General features: G+C 45.4%; 12 protein-coding genes. 2 read left to right on the forward strand and 10 right to left on the reverse strand.

The features are described from left to right. Window positions 1-406 (reverse strand): hypothetical protein (locus tag VB073_RS01210; protein ID WP_323402316.1); only part of this gene is annotated, 406 nt, incomplete at its 3' end. Window positions 407-1,020: 614 nt separating this feature from the next. Between VB073_RS01210 and VB073_RS01215 the strand changes: the two genes are divergently transcribed. Then, window positions 1,021-1,191 (forward strand): GNAT family protein, encoded by a 171-nt coding sequence (locus VB073_RS01215; RefSeq protein ID WP_323402317.1) that lies wholly within the window; start codon window positions 1,021-1,023, stop codon window positions 1,189-1,191. A gap of 284 nt (window positions 1,192-1,475) precedes the next feature. Here the strand turns inward: VB073_RS01215 and feoB are convergent, their stop codons facing one another. From feoB to VB073_RS01260, 9 genes are all read right to left on the reverse strand, one after another. Next, complete coding sequence (gene feoB, locus VB073_RS01220; RefSeq protein WP_323402318.1) at window positions 1,476-3,992, reverse strand: ferrous iron transport protein B; 2,517 nt, start codon at window positions 3,990-3,992, stop codon at window positions 1,476-1,478. A 35-nt stretch (window positions 3,993-4,027) separates the two neighbouring features. Then, a complete protein-coding gene (locus tag VB073_RS01225; protein ID WP_323402319.1) occupies window positions 4,028-4,579 on the reverse strand; it encodes a peptidase in 552 nt (183 codons plus the stop codon). Beyond that, the gene (locus VB073_RS01230; RefSeq protein WP_323402320.1) at window positions 4,560-5,102 is read right to left on the reverse strand and encodes a hypothetical protein; all 543 of its coding nucleotides are present in this window, start codon (window positions 5,100-5,102) and stop codon (window positions 4,560-4,562) included. Before VB073_RS01230 ends, VB073_RS01225 begins: the two co-directional genes overlap by 20 nt. A 138-nt stretch (window positions 5,103-5,240) precedes the next feature. Further along, complete coding sequence (locus VB073_RS01235) at window positions 5,241-6,458, reverse strand: DUF4857 domain-containing protein (protein WP_323402321.1); 1,218 nt, start codon at window positions 6,456-6,458, stop codon at window positions 5,241-5,243. Between the two features lie 13 nt (window positions 6,459-6,471). Continuing rightward, window positions 6,472-7,137: a hypothetical protein gene (locus VB073_RS01240; protein WP_323402322.1), complete on the reverse strand. Its 666-nt coding sequence runs from the start codon at window positions 7,135-7,137 to the stop codon at window positions 6,472-6,474. 4 nt (window positions 7,138-7,141) lie between these two features. Beyond that, window positions 7,142-8,020 (reverse strand): ABC transporter ATP-binding protein, encoded by an 879-nt coding sequence (locus VB073_RS01245; RefSeq protein WP_323402323.1) that lies wholly within the window; start codon window positions 8,018-8,020, stop codon window positions 7,142-7,144. A 76-nt stretch (window positions 8,021-8,096) separates the two neighbouring features. Continuing rightward, a complete protein-coding gene (locus VB073_RS01250) occupies window positions 8,097-9,605 on the reverse strand; it encodes a DUF6850 family outer membrane beta-barrel protein (protein ID WP_323402324.1) in 1,509 nt (502 codons plus the stop codon). 30 nt (window positions 9,606-9,635) lie between these two features. Further along, entirely contained in the window at window positions 9,636-10,874 is a 1,239-nt protein-coding gene (locus tag VB073_RS01255; RefSeq protein ID WP_323402325.1) for a DUF4876 domain-containing protein, read from the reverse strand. Between the two features lie 30 nt (window positions 10,875-10,904). Beyond that, entirely contained in the window at window positions 10,905-13,691 is a 2,787-nt protein-coding gene (locus VB073_RS01260; RefSeq protein ID WP_323402326.1) for a TonB-dependent receptor, read from the reverse strand. Window positions 13,692-13,942: 251 nt separating this feature from the next. Between VB073_RS01260 and VB073_RS01265 the strand changes: the two genes are divergently transcribed. Beyond that, window positions 13,943-14,248: a hypothetical protein gene (locus VB073_RS01265; protein ID WP_323402327.1), complete on the forward strand. Its 306-nt coding sequence runs from the start codon at window positions 13,943-13,945 to the stop codon at window positions 14,246-14,248. The last annotated feature ends 281 nt before the right edge of the window (window positions 14,249-14,529 follow it).

Consider the following 14,529-nt stretch of genomic DNA (forward strand, 5'->3'; position numbering starts at 1 on the left):
CAACCTCAATACCATTTTCAAGGATAATCTCATTACATCTGACGTATGTGCTGTTATTATACAGCAGTGTGACATCATAACAACTTCCCGGCGAAAACGGGGTAAAATAGCGTTTATTCTCTTTGATAGTATCCAACAAAAAAATTTCACCGGATTCTTTGGATGTAAAAAAGAGATTATGCACACCGGAACGCCCCGGTTCGTCAGGAAGCATAAAACTCATACTCAAGCCTGGTAATTCGATATAGAACATTTTAGGATGCCACTTACCGGCTGAAATATCTGAAGTATCTGCCGGAATACTTTGGAGATGATCTTTTGCAGACATAGGATTGTCAAGAATAAATATCAACAACAATATGCATATAACATGTAATAATTTCCAGAGCGTTTTCTTTGTTTTCATAATAACATCTTTATTACTTTGTTCCGTAGTAATTTAAACCACGTATTTTCTTCTTTTTGTTTTCATCAGTCACTATAAAACTTACCCTATGTTGAGAGTCGTACATTATTGGTTACTACTTTAGCTTGAGAAGAAAACCATTCATCTGCTAGGGCTTCTGCCGCTTCTTCAGAAGGATAGTATCCTTTCCAATATGCAACGCATCTCCAAAAACAGTCGTTGTTATGCATTCCCCAATAGTTATTTCTTTCACTTTTAGGGATTACACTTATCGTTTTCACCAATTCTTCAAGGGTCTTTTTGTTAACTTTTTCATCGTAATTAACGTGAGTTCGGCGTAAGAAAATCAGATAAATATTAGGAAAATGGCGGAAAAATTAGTATTTTTAAATCGTTGAAAATAAAAACGTCACTAATAATTACGCTATGATTTCCAGCCATAAAGTTACAGAATTTTATTTCATAGTGGACGATTTTTTCGAATAATTTAACGCTCTGATTAAGGATTATTCGCTACAGGAAGCAAAAACAAGGACGAGGAATCGTAAATTCACGATGTCGCAAAGCGAAGTGATGCCTATCCTAATCCTCAACCGTTTTGAAGAAAGAAAATTATGGAATATACATTACGCGATTGGAACATTTCTGCCCGTCCTTTTTCGACAAACAAAAGGTCTCAGAAAGCTTTGGAAAAAACTGGCTTCACATTGGAAGCAAAATTGGAAAAAGCAATCTATAAAAACGGAGAGTTTCTGGATGAATTGATCTACTCGATTGTACAATAGCCCTGATTGAATAAGCAATTGAATAGGAATAAATTCCCCGAAATCATAACCTTGGGTTGAGGAATCTGGTCTGTTATTGGTTGAGATGGTTGATTTGTTCCTTTGATATGTCACATCCCGTGCAGCCGCCACAAATGGAGTGGTCTCTTCCTGTGAAAAAGAAACGATATATTGACCGTGCGAGGATAACCCCCACGATGACACCAATGATAATGACTATAAATAGTTGTAGATTCATACCATAAAAACAACTTTGCGCCGTGAAAAGTTTAGATACCCACTTCTTACATAAAGAGGCTACCTATCTGGAACACCAGAAATGCTACTAACCAGGCGAGCCCGGTCGAGTAGAATACGCTGAACAGCGCCCATTTCCATGAATGGGACTCCTCCTTGATGGCAACCACCGTGGCCACGCAGGGGAAATAGATCAGGATGAACAGCAGAAATCCCGCCACCACGAGAGGGGTGAAGATGGGTGATCCATCGGGATAGGATTCTGCTTTTAACCGCTGCTGCAATGATTGCTGATCTTCACTGTCGCCGGTATAAAGTACACCCATGGTGCTGATCACGATCTCCTTGGCTGCCATCCCCGAGAGCAGGCTGACCGATATTTTCCAGTCGAACCCGAGTGGGCGCATTACCGGTTCTATAAACTTCCCGATATTCCCTATGTAGGAGCTCTCCTGATGGGTCGTATTGCGGATATGCTCTATCTCTGTTACTTTCTCCTCTCTCTCTTCTTCACCTATTTCGTTCCGGTCGAGTTGTGCATCGATCAATGCAATTTCGTTATCGAAGGCGGCATCTCTTTCTGCATTATAAGGAAAATATCCTAAGAACCAGATGATGATAGAGGCAATCAGGATGGGACCTCCCATTTTCCGGAGATATTGGCTCGACCGGTCCCACATATGGGTAATGATAGACTTGTTGGTCGGCATCCGGTAGGGTGGGAGTTCCATGACGAATGGGGTCTCTTCTTCTTTAAAGGCTGTCTTGCGTAATATCTTGGCCGTGACGGCAGCGATTAAAATACCAAATGCGTATAACCCCAGCATCACCAGGCTTCCATATTTGGGTATGAAAGCACTCACGAAAAGGATATAAACCGGTAGCCGGGCACTGCACGACATAAATGGGACGATGAACATGGTGATCATGCGGCTGCTTCGGCTTTCGATAGTACGGGTCGCCATAATGGCCGGTACATTGCAGCCAAATCCCATGATAAGCGGGATAAACGACTTCCCATGCAGGCCGATCCGGTGCATCAGCTTATCCATGATAAAGGCCGCCCGTGCCATATACCCCGAGTCCTCCATGAAGGAGATAAAGAGATATAATATCACGATATTGGGAAGAAAGACGATAACACCTCCCACTCCGCCGATAATACCGTCTACGATCAGCGCTTTCAGTGGTCCTTCAGCCATGCTGTTCCTCACAAGATTGCCCAGTTGTTCTACCAACCACTCGATCCACTCCATCGGATAGCCTCCCAAGCGGAAAGTGGCTTCGAACATCACCCAAAGGAAGAGGAAGAAGAGGGGAAACCCTATATACTTATGGGTTACGATGGCGTCCAGCAATTTTGTTTTTTCGGAAAAGAGTGTTTTTTCAGTCAGCGTTTCCTTCAATCCGCCAGCGATAAAACCGTATCGGGCATTTGTAATGGCTGATTCAGGGTCTTCACGAAGTAGTTTCTCAATATAAACCCGCTCTTTATCCCGACGGGAGAAGATCTGTGTATGTTGCGGCAGTGTGTGGACACGCCTCTCAATATCCTTGTCCCCCTCAAGCAATTTGACACAGATATAACGCAATGGCATATTCCATCCTGCATACTGGCTCGGATCCACACTTTTGAACTCTCGTTCCATGATGGCGATCGATTTCTCCAGCACCCGTCCATAGGGAATCTGCACAAAGTCGTACTGATCTTTCTTGTAGACTTCTATCACTTTCTCGAGCAATTGGGGAATCCCTTCGCCTCTCTTGCCTACGGTGGGGACAATAGGAATATTGATCAATGACCCGAATGTCTCATAGTCGAAGGTCCGGCCGCTCTCTTCCAACTCGTCATACATGTTCAGGGCAATCACCATCGGCACTTGCAGATCAATCAATTCAGTGGTAAGATAGAGATTGCGTTCTGCCGCTGATGCCGATACGACGTTCACAATTACATCAGGTTTTTCCTCCAGAATATGTTTTCTTACGAACAGTTCCTCCGGAGAATATGCCGACATCGAGTAGGTGCCGGGAAGGTCTACCAGGGTGAACTCATATCCGTCATGACGCAAGATACCCTCTTTAGAATCGATCGTCACACCGCTGTAATTGCCCACATGTTCATGGGCGCCGGATGCCAGGTTGAAGATGGTGGTCTTTCCCGAGTTGGGATTACCGAGAAGAGCCACCTTTATTTTTTTATCGGTATGGATGCCTTCGTTCTTATGATGAAGGATGATATGCTCGTCGTCGTTGATGAGACTTGTTCCCTGTTGTTGCTGAACATCTTCCTCATAAACCGCTTCTTCCCTGTATGGAGCACCATTCCGGGCATCCGCCGCGATCATCGATATTTCAATCATCACCGCCTCACTCCGGCGCAGCGATACCTCGTACTCCATGATCTCATATTTGATGGGATCCTTCAAAGGGGCGTTCAGTATCGATTTGACTTCCTCCCCGCGCACAAACCCCATTTCGAGGATGCGTTTCCTGAAAGCTCCGCTACCGTTTACTTTTACGATGTATGCTTTTTGTCCCGTCTGTAGTTCTGAAAGGCGCATGAATGATTTTTTATCTTATGATTAATTCCTTTTTCTCAACCCAATATCAGGTAAAGGATAGGGATCAGCAGACCGATCAACAGGTACCATTTCCCCCTTTGTGCGATGCCATGTTTCCCTTTGACCATTAACAGGCCTGATATTGCCAGGAAGATGAGCGAGCCGGCAAATATATCGGCCATGGGTGACCATCCTTTGATCCGGTTATAATGTAAACGGTTTACCCAATAGGCGATCGGTTTTTTCTTACTTACCTGATAATGGGCGATACCTGTCTGCGGATCATACTCTCCGATGGTGCCTTGTAGCATCAGGCGGTATTTTCCCCGGACCTCACCTACATTATTCAGCTTGGGCCTGTCACTTTCCGATTGCCATGCCTGTGTGAACTCTTCCGGTGTCAATCCCTTGTCAAAAGCGAGGCTTATATCCTTTACCTTGTAAGAGGGATCCTTGCCGTTCATGTGATTAAGCAAGATACCCGAAATTCCGTAAACGAGTGATAATCCCACCATCACGAAACCGATATCGCGGTGGAGGATCCGTATCCATTTCCTTACCTGGGGACTAATTGTGAACTTCTTCATAGTTCAACCCATCGATATAATAGATGGAGTAATAATCTTTACCCTGGGCTTTCATCCATTCTTTCATTTCGCTGATATTGGCCAATTCGGCTGCACAGGTCTCTGCCGAACCGTCTTCTTTGGCCAGTTTTTCATTGGTACTCTTTTCCATATCGGCTATCTCGACCTGGGTGAGTCGGCGTTCACGTAATATACCGTTCACCTGCAACTGAGTACCTTCCAGTTCCCTGTTAAATCCACCGATTTCGCCTTTGGCTTCCACCCGGATGGATTGTTTGTGTCCCTCCCCGGTCAGGAAGCATCGTTTGCCGGAATGCTTACAAGTGTGGGTGACATATCCCTTGATGGTAATCTCTTTGTCGATATACGTTTCTGCAATATCGTAGATCGAATCGGCATCAAAAGCAACAACTACGGCTTGGGTGGACTGTTTATCATCCTGGTTTTTTTGCGTTTGTCCTGCATTGTTACATGAGATTGCGAGCAACGCGAAGGCGACTAAAATAAAAGATAACTTTTTCATTATTTAAACTGATTATAAATTAGTTTGCAAATTTACTGCTTTTTATTGATTATTATCTACTCTCCGGAGTTTCCTGATTTGTATGATTGCATCCAAAGGTTTACGATTTGGTTGCATACGGTACATATAAATCATTCATTACTCTTTCTGCGAGACAATTGACAAGGCGATCAATCCCGCTATTCCTGTCAGCAATATCCATAAGCTGCCCGGGAGTTTCTCCTTCTTCCTTTTTATCAGGAAGAAACACAGAAGTGCAAGGATGGCGTTGAGGATAAACGCATTCCAGGTAGCAAAATGAATCTGTGGCCCGATATACTTCGTGTTACTTTCCTTTAGCGTAATATAAGCGGGGAACAGCCATTGGGAGGCTTTGTCCCAGTTATCCCTGTTGGCAGCGATAAAGGCTTCATCCACTCTTGTCAGGTTGTCGTTCTGCAGGGCATAAGTATACCGGCCACCAGGCTTGATAACGTTCACCGTCCAGAAGAACATATTGGCCATGATCATCACATCGTCGTTCCTGACATCGACGGGCGGAATATCGAGTTTCAAGAGGTGGTAACCCGGGGCTTCGAGGATATACATGCTTCCTTCGGTATCGAAGAGGAAGCCGTAAAAGCGTTTGTCGGGTACGGCCTGCATGGTGAAGTAGGCGATATCGATGCTGTCACCGGCATGAGTATCACGGATAAACGGGCGACCGTTCACCATCTTCATATGAAATAGTTTTCCTTCCGCATCCAACGTAAAGTAACCTTCATCATAGGGTTTGCGTATCGTCAGAATTCCTTGTGACCATTGTGCCGGAAAGGAGTAACCTCTCTTTTCCAACTCTTGGGTAAAGAGATCGCTTTTCTCGTGGTTCACCTTGTTGGTGGTCACATCGATAAACTCGATCTTCTCCTTCATCCTGAACACATCGTCGGGCGTTTCCAGGTTCAACCGTTTCGGTAGGGATTCGTACATCACATACAAGCCGAAGTTGGGGGCGCTTGTCTCGTTGCTATTATAACGGAACGTGAAACTCTTTTGCCGGATCAGCGGCATTGTCACTGCCTGGCCTCTGATGGAGTCGGGCATCCTGCCGTCAGTCGATAACTGGCGGTAATACATCATCGGTAGGATGGAGTCGAATTGGGCCTCGGTGTATTGTCTACCCGAAGCATCCCTGAGGGTTGTCTTTTTCCCTTCGACCTCCCTATAGCAGAACTCTTCGATGATCGAACTGTAATAGACAAACGGGTACTTCTGCGGTGCACTGGTGGCTTTCTTGACGATAGCAGGCATCGCCCACATGGCGACCAGGGTGACAATGAGGATAATGATTATTCTGTAAAACGATTTGTTCATCATACTTCAGCTGTTATTATTGGACCCCGTTCTTGAAGCGGGTTACCGAGACGAAAGAAAAGGCAAAGACTGCCACCACCATCACGATTAAAAAGGGCAGGAAGGGGGTATAAGCACCGGAAGGACCCTCCATATAAAAGAAGGAGACAAGGGCGACTGCCGGCAAGGCATTCAGCACACGTTGCATCCATACCGGCTCGAAAGAGATCCATGCGCCCAGCAAGTAGGTGGCATATCCGGCGAGGAGCCAGGGTAGCATTTTCAGGAAGTTGGCCATCACGATTTCACTGCTGAACGATGCCGATATCCCTCCCAGAAGGATGAGACAGGTGATCATGAACAGTAGCGAAAGGACAACCACGCCGTATCCCAGCATTGCACACAGGTTCTTCGACTCGTTGAGGGGCAGATGGAGTGTCAGCTTCAGTCTTTTGGACTGCATTTCCGGGGCGAACTGCACGATGGCAAAGAGCAATCCTGCCGCTCCCGGGAAGAACTTGATCAGCGATACCAGCATGAGGTTATTCTCTATAATCGATCCCCAGAGAGGGATCACACCTGCCTGTATCAGTTTCGAGATATTCAAAAAGATATATCCCGTCACGCCCGCGAAGACGATAGCCAGCAACCATACTAATCGGCGGGTTTTGATCCATTCCTTGAAAAAAAGTGATCTGTACATATCCTTAATATTTACCTGTTAGGCCGATAAAAGCATCCTCGAGTGATAACTTTGTTTCGGTGAGATTGTGGATGTCGGCTCCGTTTCTCTTAAGTGTTCGGACTACCTCGTCCGTCGGTGCGAAGGAGTAGGTTTCCCAATGGTCTCCTATCTTCTCTGTATGCCACAACGGGTTGTCCGTCATTGGTTCCTTGTCGGACTGGAAGTTGAAACGCCTGAATTGATCCATGATATAGGAGGTGGGCTCATGAAGCAGTATCTTACCATAATCGAGGATAATGCAATCGTCTATCAGCAGTTCCATGTCCTGGATGATATGGGAGGTGAGGAATACCGTTTTGTTTTCTGCTGAGATATATTCCCGAAGGTATTCCACGAACAGGCGCCGGTAACCGGGATCGAGACCCATTGAGAAGTCGTCGAGGATCAGCAGGTCGGGGTCTTGGGCGAAAAGCAATCCCAATGCCACTTGGGAGCGTTGGCCGCAGGACATGGTACTGATTTTCTGTGTAGGGGTGACCTGTAACTTTTTCAGCAGCTCGTAATAGGCTTCCCGTTTCCAGCTCGGGAAAAAGCGGCTGTAATATTTCTCGATCTGCTGCACGTTGAAGTAGGAATGCTGTATATGTCCTTCGAGGAGTAGGCCGATGCGGCTTTTAGTTGCAGGTGACAGGTGTGCCATATCCTCGCCGAAGATGCGGCAGACTCCTTCCCGTGGTTTCAGGTAGCCCGTCAGTATATTGATGATGGTGGTCTTGCCCGTACCGTTTTTTCCCAACAGCCCTAGGATCTTCCCTTTCGAGACGTCGAAGGATAGATGCTCGTAAATCAGCTTCTTACCGTAATAATGGGTGATATTCTCACATTGAATAATCTTCTCCATTGGTTATATTATATTTTATCTCGTTCAAAATATCAAAAGGTCTCCGCTTTAGTTGCAAAAACGTCCTCCTCTTTATTTATAATTTAATTCCGGCAGTCAGTTGGACTGCGATTGCATTTCTATCCTTTATTCCCCAAAAAGAGAGGTTGCCCGAGACAAACCATTTTACTTTATCCTTGAGATATTCGTATCGTACCATACACTCGGCCGATAAAGGGCTGGACAGCATGACCTCCAGATCGGGAGCCATCGAGGCATTGAATAGATCGTCGTTGTCGGACACATTTTTTTGAGAGTTAAGTAGCGGCCGATAGCCTACCTTCAACTCCGTGATCAATGAAGACTTGTCGCTGATAAATTCTATTCCTGTCCTTGCGGAAATATCGAGATGGATATGGGTGATTTGATAATCGGGCGAGATATAACGTTCAGCATAGGAGATAAATCCAGTCCCGGCTTCTACCCACAGATCGTTTTTTGTGCGGTACCACTCCTGGAGAAAACTTGCTTTTGTGCTTACCTTATCACGTACATATCGTCCCGATTCACTCAGAAGGCGGTATTCATACAAGATCCCGTCCGAATTACCTTCTATGGGAACATTCTCATAGATGCGTTCCTTGCCTTTGCCTTGCTGCAAGTATCCTTCGATCTTGATTGCCCTGGTGCCGTACCTACTCTTTTGGGAGGGTCCTGCCTGGAAATTGACGGAATTAATGCGAAAGAGGAACGGATACATGTTTGCTTTCGAGTAGGATTCCGTGTTTTCGGACAGCCACGCTACCGATCCGAGCCATCCGCTTCCTGTTTTTGGTAGCATAAATAGCGACAATCCGTAGTTGTTGCCCTCGTAGAGCCAACTGAAAGTTGATCCGTAATCCGACTGCTGGCGATCATACATCCCGAATCCTTTCATTGCGAAGTAGGTGTCGCTACGGTGAGACTCGACGGTAGTTACACTTAACCGCTGCTGATAGAGCCCGGCGGATAAAGTGGCACCCAAACGGTAATCTCCGGTCGGCATAGCTGCGCCTATCCTGAGATAGGGTGCTGAAATGGTCGTTTGGGGACGCGGGTCGCGCTTGCGGTAATCATTCCCAGCCCTGTAACCAGCTTCCGCACTCCAGGTATATTTACCGGCCGTCAAGCTGAATCCCCCTGACAGGAGGTACTCTTCACCCAGCACATTGCCGCCGATGGAATCGGTTACCTGATAGGGGCCGATCCTGTGCAGGTCTGTTACATTTGTCCATTTGGTGCCGTTCCGTGTATGGTTCCGGTACGAAGCAGAACCCCAGAAAGCTGATCGTACATCCCGCTGGATACCTTCGGCAGATAACTTGAAACTATTGCCGCTTCTACCCTCCCTGATAAGATGGTAATTGGGGGCATTATGCTGTTGCCATGCCGCTTCTACTGTCACCCGGTCTCTTACCGGACGCCATAGGGCAGCCGAAGGATGGCTGTAAGTAGTCTCGAAAAAGCCGATATAGGGAAGCGTGTACCGCACATGGGTGCTGTCGCCCGCTTGAACCGATAGGGCGGACAACAACAGCAGGTATATACAGTACACTCTTCTATTCATGAGACGCTTGTTATTGTAGGACAGTAATCCTTAGTTGGCTTTGAATTGTTTGGGTTGCGGATCTGCATCCGGGGTAAAATCGACCGTGGAGTTGTTGGTATCCTGGTAAACGGTCCTGCCATCAGCTTCCACATGGCTTACCTTTCGACGGACACTCTTACCGCTATAGGTTTCTGAACAGTAGGTGAATCCCAAGTCGAGTGACGGTGTAATTGTTTTTACCTTTATCTTGTCAGGATGACCCAAATCTACGGCATCCAATACCTTGGTATTGTCAAGTTTCACGGAAGACATTTCATTTCCCGCGTTATTCTTCCTTTTATCCATATTTTTCTCCACATAGTCGGCAATATTATCGGTCTTGAACAGCACAAAACCCCGGTTTGTCAGCACCGGCAAGACCCAAATGGTGGGAGAATAGGAAAAATGCTTGATCAGGTCGGGTACTTCGGGTACCTGGAGGGCAAGGCTATGTTCGTCGTACCACTGAAAGTCGGCGATGGAGAGATCCAACAGGTTATTGTCCACCGGATCGAATTCTGTAGGATGATTAATCGGATAGGGGGCAATCAGAATGCTCTTTCCCGGATCGACAGGATATTGTGTTCCATTTCCCGGTACGGAGTATAGTGTATGTACAAAGGTATGATTAACCATGTCGGGAGCATAATAGTTGGGATCAGTGACACTGGTAACCTGTGTTTCCCCAATGGCCAGACCGTCGGCATACATCTTTTCTCCGGAATTGTTGTATATCTCCACGAACTGCACTTTGTTGTAGTTTTTATTGCCCACCGAGGTCTTTGTGCCGGCTGCATATATCTCCTTGATCACCCATCCCGAGTTGCTGGTACTGATAAATGCCTTTATGACAACCATCTTGTTAGCCATGGAAGAGGAGATAGAAACGTTCTCTAGCAAGCCTGCAACCGATTCGGTTTTGGTTTGTTCTTTTCCTTCATAGTCGGTGTAGCTATAACTGATTTTACCAGTAGCCTCGAAATTGTAAACCCCTTCTTCGAGGGTCGTCATTGTCGTTTCACCGTTAGCATTGGCTGTAAACTCTCTGGTAACAGCGGTATTATTGTTTTTTACCTTGATAGCCAGCTCATCGAACTTTGATCCTGTGGGAGCTCCGCTCAATTCAACTTTTGCAGTCAGGTCTACGACTTGCGGAATCGGATCATCTTTTTCGCAACTGCTCCATACACTACTCATCAATGTGATGAGAGAAATGTAAAATGCTGATTGTAATACTTTTTTCTTCATTTTGAATATTATTTGATTGATATATATTATTTAAATTTTTATACTGATTTCCGCGCCAAAAAAGGGATATCCGTTACTACTCCCGCGAGTTTGGGAGGATACCGTTCTTCCATATTTGTCTTTATACGATGGCAGATAATTAAAAATCCGGTTCACGTAAAATCCGATCTGCATAAAATCGCCGATCTCCTTACTCATCTTCAGATAGACGTTGAGTGCCAACGGGACGATCGTTGGATCAAAATAGTGGCTCATGTAGGAGTCGGTCAGATGTTTCATTATCGGGTTGTTTGCTTGCTCAGCTTCGAAAGTGTAATACCGTCCTGCATCGTCCAGGTATCCTACCGGCAAGCCGTTGTTCCAGGGCTCCTGGGTTTTTGTAAACCATACCGCCTGAAACGATGAGGTGAATATCATCCGCAGCTTGGGGATATGGGTATCGAAGTCGAGGTTGGTATTGAACTGCGACCGTGTACGGTTCTCGGTGTCGTGGTAATTATATATTCCCACGTAAGGATAGGTGCGGCCGTTGATCACGGCTGACGGCTTGAAGTACCGCAAAGCATTCAATTTATATTCCGTCAGGAACCAGGCCCCGTTGAGTCTTACCGAGGTGTAGAGGGCATCAATCTTCCCCAAGTGAAGAGTGTATTCAACGCCCCGCTTGTTGACATACGAATTGTTCTGCGCCATGGAATAAAGTGAAGAGATGGTGTCGTTGGTAAAGGTGAAGTCCCTGAGATCGGGTTTCTGGGTAATCGTCGATGGATCCACTGAAGTAGGATCGTACTTTCGGTAGGTATGCGACACAAAAGTGCTTTCACCGGAAAAACCGTTGTTGAGCCGCTCGTTGAAGACAGTGACGTCGAGCGATATCTTCCCTGTTTTTATCTGTATACCAGTCTCATATTTACTGTTCAGGGCAGGTTGCAGATGGTAATTGGTAGGATCTTCGATCCATGTCCTCACATTCAAAAGGCGCAAATCGGGATTTAAGGCATAGTAGTTCAATTGTAAATAGTCGAAATAGAGCGGCGCAGGATATAGCTGTGCCTGGGTGGGGAAGCGGTAATGACGGCCCACACCTGCCGTCAGTGCGATACGGACTTTTTCTCCGTAGGCTTGAAAATCGGGTAAATCCAACTTTGCATTGAACCGTGGTTCGATATACCACTTTCCGGAAACAGCGTATTCTTGCGGCAGCATAAAAGGAGTAGCACGCAGGCCGGCCGTTACCGTCAGCGATGATTTCCCGATGTTGTACTTTAACCGGTCCTCGATATATAATCCCACATTATGTATAGCAGGAATATCCACATAAGGTCTTGGACGGGTACTCTTGGTCGCGGGGTAGGGCGGCCTGTTGAGATCGTATATTTCGCCTTTCCCGAAATTTTTGTTGTATCGCCATTCCGCCCCAGCGGTAAAAAGATGATGAATCGTGCCGGTAGTGGCACTTGTTTTACCTCTGATAATTGTAGTCAGGTTGAATGGTTGGCCGTCGACTTTGAGGAGCGACGAATATTGCGCCGGTAGGTACTGTGCTTCATATTCACCTTCGTTGATGGCGGAGGGAAGGGGCATCACGCCGGGGGTGATCAGATGTTTGCGATCCATCAATGTTCTGGCGTAAGAGGCTGAAACGTTGTAATACAACTCCTTTAAAATTTTTTGCGGCATAGTGAGCGTGCCGGCGGAGGACAAGCTGAAGTTGTTGTAGTCGTTATAGTCGTAATCGTCTTTTCCCTTCATCGCATCCGGATCGCTCTTTTTCTTGTCGAAGCTGCCGGTATAATGCATGTCGGCCTCTAATTTGAAGTGCACATCTTCCGAAAGGGAGAACCTGTTCTGGTACCTCCCCGAAGTGGTGAAGCGTGTATAGGATGATAGCTCCTTGCGGGGATCATCCTTGTAGTTCGTATAGTCCAGGTCGATATTCAGCGTGCCGGCATCGCCCGGCAATAGAAACCCTTTTCCAATAGCAAAAAGTTTGTTGTTCAGATCGGTCTTTACCCGCCCTTCCAACGGTGTTTTTCCCCTTTTCAACGCTATTTTTACCAGCCCGGAAGTGAGATTGCCGTATTCCACAGAGGGGATTCCCCGTACGATCTCTATCGACTCGATACGGTCGGTAGAAATGGAGCGCAGGTCAGCCCCATAGGCAACGGTGGGTTTTGGAGTTCCCCCATATGCGATGGTGGGATCGGAGGTCGGGGCATATACATTCTGAGCCGCATCGTTGTTCAGCGTTACCCCGTCAATCACGAAAGCCGTTCCCAATGAGGTGTTTACATCACTCCCTGCTTGCCTTAGTTGCATATATTTGGGAGTGGTCATCGTCACTTCTTTCGTCAATCCTCCAGGTAAGAGTTGTAACACATCGGCAAGACTGGAGGGTTGGATATGCTGGAGTGCCTCTTTTCCGATGACGGATGAGGTGTTCTCATTGGTGTTTTCTTTGGCGGAGACAACTACCTCTTCCAATGCAAAACTACGAGGCTTTAATGAGAAATTGATTTTTGTGTCCTCTTGTAGGGATAATACCGTGTCAACGGTCTGGTAGCCCAGAGAGGTGACGGTCAACCGGTACGATTCTCCCGGTTCGCACAGGAGGGAATAACGCCCGTTTATATCACTTGCAGCACCGCTGTATAATTCGTGGATATATAAAGAGGCAAAAGATAGAGGTTCCTTTGTGCTGGCGTCGGTGATATTTCCAGACACTTTTATATATTTCTTGTTACTGTCATCCGCAAAGAGGGGATTGATAGAGACAAAAACAGTTATCAGTATATATGTCAGACAAATATGTTTCATTTGCGCTTTTAAGGAGCGCAAAGAAACAAATTTTATCATTGTAAAACTATCCCTTAAAATGAGTATATTTTTATGGAAATATAGCAGAAAGTAGTAGTAGGTTTAGGTTTCGAGGAATTTAAAAACATACAATTACTTTGTTATTGTCTAACTGAAGGTTACTTTTGTTTTTTATACTAAAGGGCATATGAGAAAATTTTGATACACAACAAGAGTTGATTTATATTCACTCATCATTCATTTAATAAATTATGAAATCAAGAATTATTTTATTATTCGCAGTAATTTCCTTTTCATCTTTATCATTTGGTCAAATAAATAAAGGTAATTGGATAGTTTCGGGTAATTCACTACTTCAAGTTTCCTCGTCAAAAGTTGAAGGAGCGAGTTCATCATCTACAACAGTTGCTTTTACTCCTTCTGTCGGATACTTTGTTGCTGACGGATTCTCTGTCGGATTGTCTGCAAGTTTATTGACCTCTGAAGGTAGTACAATATATTCTATTCTGCCCTCTGCTTCCTATAGTGGTACCATAGGGTTTTCCCTCTTCTTTTAAAAAAATTCTATTTTAAATTTATTGTAAGGGAGACTTATTGAGTACTCCCTTTTGTTTTTTTCGGTTTCTTGTAATTTTGCTCTATTGCAATGTTGGAAGCATTGTATTTTTCTGCCATATGATTTCAGTATTTTGAGTTTGTCTTTAACGGTAATCTATTTATTGTATTTCTAATTATATCAGAATGATTTCAGCAATGAATGGTATTTGTAAGTCAATTTTATACCATTTCCCTTTTTCATTTCTTCTAAAAAGTCTTACCTTCGCAATTGGGTTATTTG

The sequence above is a fragment of the Proteiniphilum sp. genome, assembly GCF_034927365.1.
Taxonomy (GTDB): Bacteria; Bacteroidota; Bacteroidia; order Bacteroidales; family Dysgonomonadaceae; genus Proteiniphilum.

Coding starts and splice junctions, on each gene's coding strand:
- VB073_RS01230 (WP_323402320.1), bottom strand. CDS start 5,102: ATGAAAAAGTTATCTTTTATTTTAGTCGCCTTCGCGTTGCTCGCAATC.
- VB073_RS01265 (WP_323402327.1), top strand. CDS start 13,943: ATGAAATCAAGAATTATTTTATTATTCGCAGTAATTTCCTTTTCATCT.
- VB073_RS01240 (WP_323402322.1), bottom strand. CDS start 7,137: ATGTACAGATCACTTTTTTTCAAGGAATGGATCAAAACCCGCCGATTA.
- VB073_RS01250 (WP_323402324.1), bottom strand. CDS start 9,605: ATGAATAGAAGAGTGTACTGTATATACCTGCTGTTGTTGTCCGCCCTA.
- VB073_RS01260 (WP_323402326.1), bottom strand. CDS start 13,691: ATGAAACATATTTGTCTGACATATATACTGATAACTGTTTTTGTCTCT.
- VB073_RS01215 (WP_323402317.1), top strand. CDS start 1,021: ATGGAATATACATTACGCGATTGGAACATTTCTGCCCGTCCTTTTTCG.
- VB073_RS01235 (WP_323402321.1), bottom strand. CDS start 6,458: ATGATGAACAAATCGTTTTACAGAATAATCATTATCCTCATTGTCACC.
- feoB (WP_323402318.1), bottom strand. CDS start 3,992: ATGCGCCTTTCAGAACTACAGACGGGACAAAAAGCATACATCGTAAAA.
- VB073_RS01225 (WP_323402319.1), bottom strand. CDS start 4,579: ATGAAGAAGTTCACAATTAGTCCCCAGGTAAGGAAATGGATACGGATC.
- VB073_RS01245 (WP_323402323.1), bottom strand. CDS start 8,020: ATGGAGAAGATTATTCAATGTGAGAATATCACCCATTATTACGGTAAG.
- VB073_RS01255 (WP_323402325.1), bottom strand. CDS start 10,874: ATGAAGAAAAAAGTATTACAATCAGCATTTTACATTTCTCTCATCACA.